Here is a 5,907-nt window from a genome sequence, read left to right as displayed (position 1 = left end):
GATCTCCCTGGCGGTTGCCGCCGCCGGTTGGGTGGGTGTTGGTTCACCCGGAGATTACGCCGCCAGACAATTTCTACCACTTCCGAGACACGACCCGCGCATGTGCGGGCGGCCCGGTTCATGGCAGAGTATCAGGGCATCCGGCTGGCCGCCATGGATGAGAGCGAGGGTCACGCCCGAATAGGACACATGGAACAGGCTGCCCTGACCCTCGATCAGATCCCAATGATCGGGTTCGTTATCGGGCGTCAGATATTCGACGGCCCCGGCCATAAAATCAGCCACGACCGCGTCGAGCGGCACGCCATCGCCGGTGATCAGGATGCCGGTCTGGCCCGTGGCGCGGAACGTTGCGTTCATGCCCCGCGCGCGCATGGCTTTCTCCATGCAAAGAGCGGTGTACATCTTGCCGATGGAGCAATCCGTGCCAACGGCCAGAAGCCGCTTGCCCGTCCGCCGCTTGCCGGTGGCAATGGGATAAGCCACCGTCGGCACGCGCACGTCATGAAGCTGGCGGCCAAGCGATTTCGCCTTGTCGGCAAGATCCGGCTCGTCACGCAGCAGGTTGTGCGCGCCGGAGGCAAGATCGAACCCGTGTTCGAGGGCATCGAGAAGCACCGGCTTCCACGCCGACAGAATGACCCCGCCGCGATTGGCGACGCCGATGACGAGGGTTTTTACCCCCAGACCGGCCGCCTGCGCGATTGTCAGTTCGGGCAGGCCGAGGTCCGCCTGGCAACCGGGAAGCCGCAACTGTCCGATCGCGAGTTCCGGGCGCCAGTCCTTGATGCCCTGAGCAACCTTGACGGCGAGTTGATCGGGCGCATCGCCCAGAAAAAGCAGATATGGCGTTTCTATCATTGTTTTTTCCACTTCAACGATTCAGACAAGATTATCCGGGCGATCGGATGCTGCTGTTTTACGGTCTCTTGTTCTACGGTATCTAATGCGGCAGGATTTTTGACAGGAACTGCACCGCACGAGGACTTTCCGGAGACTGGAAGAAATCTTCGGCGGGCCGGTCCTCGACGATCTCGCCGCCGTCCATGAAGATCACGCGGTTGGCGACCTTGCGCGCGAAGCCCATTTCGTGCGTCACGACCATCATCGTCATCCCCTCGCCGGCAAGTTCCGTCATCACATCCAGCACCTCGCTGACCATTTCGGGATCGAGCGCCGACGTCGGTTCGTCGAACAACATACAGACCGGGTCCATCACCAGCGCGCGGGCAATGGCGACACGCTGCTGCTGCCCGCCGGACAACTGGCCGGGAAACTTCTCCGCATGGGCGGATAGGCCAACGCGCTCCAGCATTTTCCGCGCTTTCTCGGACGCCTCGCTCCGTGACCGGCCAAGCACTTTCACCTGGCCAAGGCAAAGGTTGTCGATGACCTTCAGATGCGGGAACAGCTCGAAATGCTGGAAGACCATTCCGACACGCGCGCGCAGCTTCGGCAGGTTCGTGCCGGAATCGGTAACCGAAATTCCGTTGACGACGATGTCACCCGCCTGAATGGACTCCAGCGCGTTGACGGTCTTGATCAGTGTCGACTTTCCCGAGCCGGACGGGCCGCATACAACGACGACCTCACCTTTTTCGATAGTGGTGGAACAGTTCTTCAGTACTTGAAAGGAAGGATTGTACCACTTGTCGATATTTCTGAGGCTGATCATTTCCATTGAAAGATCCTCCTAGCGCACAATGGCGGTGCGTGCCTGAAGCCGCTGCACGAAGCGGGAGGCGGTGAACGAGATGATGAAGTAAACGGCGGCGGCGAACATGTACATTTCCGGCAGACGGCCGTCGCGCTGGGCGACTTTCGACGCCGCGCCAAGAAAGTCCGTGATCGACAGCACGTAGACGAGCGATGTGTCCTGAAACAAAACGATGGTTTGCATGAAGATCACCGGCAGCATGTTTCGCAATGCCTGTGGCAGCACGACGTAGGACATCATCTGGCGATAATTGAGGCCGATGGCGTAGCCGGCTTCCACCTGCCCACGCGGAATGGACTGAATCCCAGCCCGCATGATCTCCGAGAAATAGGCTGCTTCGAACAGGGTGAAGGTGATGATCGACGAGGTGAGCGCCCCCACCGCGATGGGGCGCGAGGCGCCCATGACCCACTGCCCGACATAAGGCAGCAGGAAGTAGATGAGAAAGATCACCAGCACGAGGGGCAGGGCGCGCATCAGGTTGACGTATGCGGCGGCGACCTGCGGCAGCACGGGCAGGGACGACAGCCGGATCATGGCGATCAGCGTGCCCAGAAGCAACCCGCCCACGGTGGCGATGGCGGTCAGCATCAGGGTGAAGGTCATACCTTCGAAAAACAGATAGGACAGCGAGTTGGATACGACGCTGAAGTCGAGATTCGAAAACATGGTCAGCCTCCTGCCACGAGGCCGGGCACCGTCATACGCCGTTCGATGTAGCGCATGAGGAGTGTCACGACGATGTTGAGAGCGACGTAGAGCGCCGCAGCGGTGATGAAGGCTTCGAAAACCTGAAAGGTGAACTCCTGCATGGCCCGCGCCCGGGCCGTCAATTCGGCCAGGCCGATGGTGAGGGCGACGGATGTGTTCTTGATGGTGTTAAGAAACTCCGACGTCAGCGGCGGCAGGATGACGCGGAACCCTTGGGGAAGCAGCACGTAGCGATAGACCTGCGCCTTGGTGAGGCCCATTGCCAGGCCAGCCATGCGCTGGCCGCTCGCCAGCGCGGAAATACCTGCCGTGACCTGCGTCGCCACCCGCGCCGACATATAAAGCCCGATGCCGATCACGGCGGTATAAAAGGCGCCATATGTCAACTGCTTGACCCAGTTGCCAAGTTGCACCGGAAGCAGCTCCGGCACGACGAAGTACCAGAGGAAGAGCTGCACGAGCAGCGGAATATTACGAAAAAGCTCGATGTAGGCGTTGCCCGCGAGCAGCATCCAGCGGCTGCCGGTGGTGCGCGCGATACCGACCACGGTGCCAAGGCAAAGGGCAATCAGCCATGAGCAGATCGCCGTGACGATCGTCCACTGGAGACCCGCCAGCAACATGTCGAAGTAGGTACCGGCGCCATCCGGCGAGGGGGCCCAGAATACCCCCCAGTTCCAGTTGTAGTTCATCAGGACCCCTTCCGGTTCAGGCGGTCCCCTTGCCCGGATTGAACAAGGCAACCGGCGGAATGATCAGGACGTTTTCAGGGTGCGGCGGACTATGAAAACGGCCTGAGGGCGTGCGGCGGAGTCGGTCCGGCCGCCCGTGAAACGAAAGCCGTTTCCGGGATTGATCGGATGCAGGACCAGCAGGGGAGACGGAGCAAAACAGCGATTGGATTTCCGTTTTGCTCCGGATGCTCTTCCACGCGTCCGCCGAACGCCGCGCTACAGAAGCCGAAGGATCAGTAGCTGTCCGGGTCGGCGCTGTCCGAGGGATTGGCGAATGCCTTGGCCAATGCCTCGCCGAGCGGTACGTTAAGCGTCAACCCGCGTGGCGGGATTGGCGAAAGGAACCACTTGGCGTAGAGCGTCTGCATGTCCGGGGACGTGTAGAGCTTGGCCGTGGCTGCATCGACAACCGCCTTGAACTCGGGATCGTCACGGCGCAGCATGATGCCGTAAGGTTCGGGTTTCGACAGCGCGTCTTCCGACAAAGCGTAGTCGGAGGGGCTGCGCGAGCCGGCGACGAGACCTGAAAGCAGGATATCGTCCATGACGAAGGCGGCCGCACGGCCGGTTTCCACCATCAGAAAGCCTTCGGCGTGGTCCTTGACCGGGATGATGGTGATGCCGCGCTTGCCTTCGGCGTTGTAGTTGTTGAGCTGGACGATATTGGTCGTTCCGGAAGTGGACGCGACCGTTTTGCCCGCCAGATCCTCAAACGTCGTCAGGCCGCTGTCCTTCTTGGCGACGAAGCGGTTCGCCGTCAGATAGTGGGTGTTGGTGAAGGCAGCCTGCTTCTGGCGTTCGAGGTTATTGGTCGTCGAGCCGCATTCCAGATCGACCGTGCCGTTTGCAATCAGGGGAATGCGCGTCGCGGATGTCACGGGCGTCAGCACGACTTCAAGCTTGTCGAGTTTCAGGTGTTCCTTGACCGCCTCTGCAATCGTCAGGCAGATGTCGTTGGCGAAACCGACGGGTTTCTGGTTCTGGTCCAGAAACGAGAACGGGATGGACGCTTCGCGGTGGCCGATCGTGATCTTGCCGGTTTCCTTGATCTTGTCGAGTGTGCCGGCGGCCAGCGCCATGGTGGGAGTCGCTACGAACGAAACGAAAAGAACGGCTTTTGCCATTCTGGACATGGATTTCATCTTTCAATTCCCTTCTGGTTCAAGTTCTTGGTGCGGTGATCCATTTGATTTTTGAAGTGAACTCTTGCCGATCTGGTGTTTCCATCAGATCGGAAGCCACCCGGACCCCGCGTGGACGATTTTTCGCCCTTGGATGACAGGTTGGCAGGCTGATTTATTTGTGGCTAATGCCGTTTTCGGATAAGTTATGCAAAATTTGCATAAAGTGCGCTGATCGGGAGTGTGATGGAACTCAACTGGCTGGAAGATTTCATGGAACTTGCTGCAGCGCGAAATTTCTCCAGCGCTGCGGCCACTCGCCACGTCACACAGCCGGCTTTCAGCCGCAGGATCCGCGCCCTTGAAAAATGGGTGGGAACGGAACTGGTTGATCGCAGCTCCTATCCCGTCGGTTTGACCAGTGCGGGGGAAACGTTTCTGGAAGCGGGCCGCGATCTGCTGCGCGATATCTACCGCATTCGCGAAGAATGCCGGCAGATGGGCCGCGCCGGCATCGAGACGATTGCCTTTGCCGGTTTTCACACCATCGCGCTGAATATCTTTCCCGATCTGCTGGCCCGCATCGAGATGCAAACCGGCCCTTTCATCACCCGCATGCACGTGACCGATTTCTACGAGTGCGTTGAATCCCTCACCCTGGGCCGTTGCGACATCGCCCTGTGCTACGCCCACGAGTTCGGGCCGCAGGTGCTGCATACGGGGCAATTTCGGTCAAAGCTCATCCAGACGGAAGCCTTCCGTCTTTTCAGCGCCACCGATCACAAGGGAAAAGCCCTTATCGATCCCGCGAGCCGGAGCGAGGCGGCGGACTTACCGCTGATTGCATATCCCTCGAATTGTTTTCTCGGGCGGGTGCAATCGCAACTGCTGCTGAGCTTTCAAAACAAGGGCATCACCTTTCAGACCGTTTACGAGAATTCGATGTCGGAAGCGGTCAAGCGCATGGTCATGTCGGGCAAGGGCATCGGCTGGTTACCGGAAAGCGCCGTTACCCGCGAGTTGGCGACAGGAGAGTTGAAAGCTGTCGGAAACGCGGCCTCCCGCGCGACGCTGGAGGTGCTTGCCATCCGCAAACAAGGGACAGGCTCCGCTGCCGTGGAGACATTCTGGTCCCACCTGTAAGCGCACGCCGCCGTCAAGCTGGTTTTTATGAATTGCCTGGCTCAAGTATCCAGATGATATCACAATTTCATGAGATGAAAATTAAGAAATAATTATTCCTTTTCAAATATGTTCATAAGAATTATTTGAATTAAACTTCAAGTAATTCTCATGCATCTGTTTGTCTGCCTAATTGTTGGGCGGGGGTGCTGCAAGTGCTGATCGTCATTGAAGAGACATGTTGACGCGGCCGGCGTCAGGAATGAGCCGCCCGGTTGTCTGCCGAACGCGAGATCTATTTATCTTTTCGCGCCAAAACATTCCCGAATCAGCCAAAGACATCCAAAAATCCGCTAAATACTATGAGCAAATACAAATAAAAAAATTGTTACAAATTTTTAAATAATCGACTAGGCTCAGGACTCATTGATTGAGATAGAATGTTACGGCTGCTGCGATGCATATGGCCGAAAAGAAGGTGTGGGCGCATCGGTCGTATCGT

General features: G+C 58.2%; 6 protein-coding genes and 1 pseudogene. 2 read left to right on the top strand and 5 right to left on the bottom strand.

Annotation, left to right across the window (positions count from 1 at the left end; translation table 11 throughout):
* Positions 1–54: 54 nt before the first annotated feature.
* The 5 genes from FHS81_RS18330 to FHS81_RS18310 all read right to left on the bottom strand — a co-directional run bounded on the left by FHS81_RS18330 (position 55) and on the right by FHS81_RS18310 (position 4,286).
* The gene (locus FHS81_RS18330; RefSeq protein ID WP_210281838.1) at positions 55–861 is read right to left on the bottom strand and encodes an N-acetyltransferase DgcN family protein; all 807 of its coding nucleotides are present in this window, start codon (positions 859–861) and stop codon (positions 55–57) included.
* A gap of 82 nt (positions 862–943) precedes the next feature.
* Positions 944–1,675, bottom strand: a complete 732-nt coding sequence (locus FHS81_RS18325; protein WP_183755024.1) for an amino acid ABC transporter ATP-binding protein — start codon at positions 1,673–1,675, stop codon at positions 944–946.
* Positions 1,676–1,693: 18 nt separating this feature from the next.
* The gene (locus tag FHS81_RS18320) at positions 1,694–2,386 is read right to left on the bottom strand and encodes an amino acid ABC transporter permease (RefSeq protein ID WP_183755022.1); all 693 of its coding nucleotides are present in this window, start codon (positions 2,384–2,386) and stop codon (positions 1,694–1,696) included.
* A gap of 2 nt (positions 2,387–2,388) precedes the next feature.
* On the bottom strand, positions 2,389–3,120 hold the full coding sequence (locus tag FHS81_RS18315) for an amino acid ABC transporter permease (RefSeq protein WP_183755020.1): 732 nt from the start codon (positions 3,118–3,120) through the stop codon (positions 2,389–2,391).
* Between the two features lie 275 nt (positions 3,121–3,395).
* On the bottom strand, positions 3,396–4,286 hold the full coding sequence (locus tag FHS81_RS18310; protein ID WP_183755018.1) for an amino acid ABC transporter substrate-binding protein: 891 nt from the start codon (positions 4,284–4,286) through the stop codon (positions 3,396–3,398).
* A 243-nt stretch (positions 4,287–4,529) separates the two neighbouring features.
* Between FHS81_RS18310 and FHS81_RS19390 the strand changes: the two are divergent.
* Both FHS81_RS19390 and FHS81_RS18305 read left to right on the top strand, forming a co-directional pair.
* Positions 4,530–4,655: pseudogene (locus FHS81_RS19390) on the top strand (LysR family transcriptional regulator); the annotation flags it as partial.
* Positions 4,656–4,781: 126 nt separating this feature from the next.
* Positions 4,782–5,426 (top strand): substrate-binding domain-containing protein, encoded by a 645-nt coding sequence (locus FHS81_RS18305; protein WP_246375096.1) that lies wholly within the window; start codon positions 4,782–4,784, stop codon positions 5,424–5,426.
* Positions 5,427–5,907: the final 481 nt, after the last annotated feature.

Origin of the sequence: Pseudochelatococcus contaminans, assembly GCF_014195635.1 — a bacterium.
In the GTDB taxonomy this organism is placed as follows: Bacteria; Pseudomonadota; Alphaproteobacteria; order Rhizobiales; family Beijerinckiaceae; genus Pseudochelatococcus; species Pseudochelatococcus contaminans.
This window is presented reverse-complemented; position numbering and strand designations above follow the sequence as displayed.

Coding starts and splice junctions, on each gene's coding strand:
- FHS81_RS18310 (WP_183755018.1), bottom strand. CDS start 4,286: ATGGCAAAAGCCGTTCTTTTCGTTTCGTTCGTAGCGACTCCCACCATG.
- FHS81_RS18320 (WP_183755022.1), bottom strand. CDS start 2,386: ATGTTTTCGAATCTCGACTTCAGCGTCGTATCCAACTCGCTGTCCTAT.
- FHS81_RS18325 (WP_183755024.1), bottom strand. CDS start 1,675: ATGATCAGCCTCAGAAATATCGACAAGTGGTACAATCCTTCCTTTCAA.
- FHS81_RS18315 (WP_183755020.1), bottom strand. CDS start 3,120: ATGAACTACAACTGGAACTGGGGGGTATTCTGGGCCCCCTCGCCGGAT.
- FHS81_RS18330 (WP_210281838.1), bottom strand. CDS start 861: ATGATAGAAACGCCATATCTGCTTTTTCTGGGCGATGCGCCCGATCAA.
- FHS81_RS18305 (WP_246375096.1), top strand. CDS start 4,782: ATGGGCCGCGCCGGCATCGAGACGATTGCCTTTGCCGGTTTTCACACC.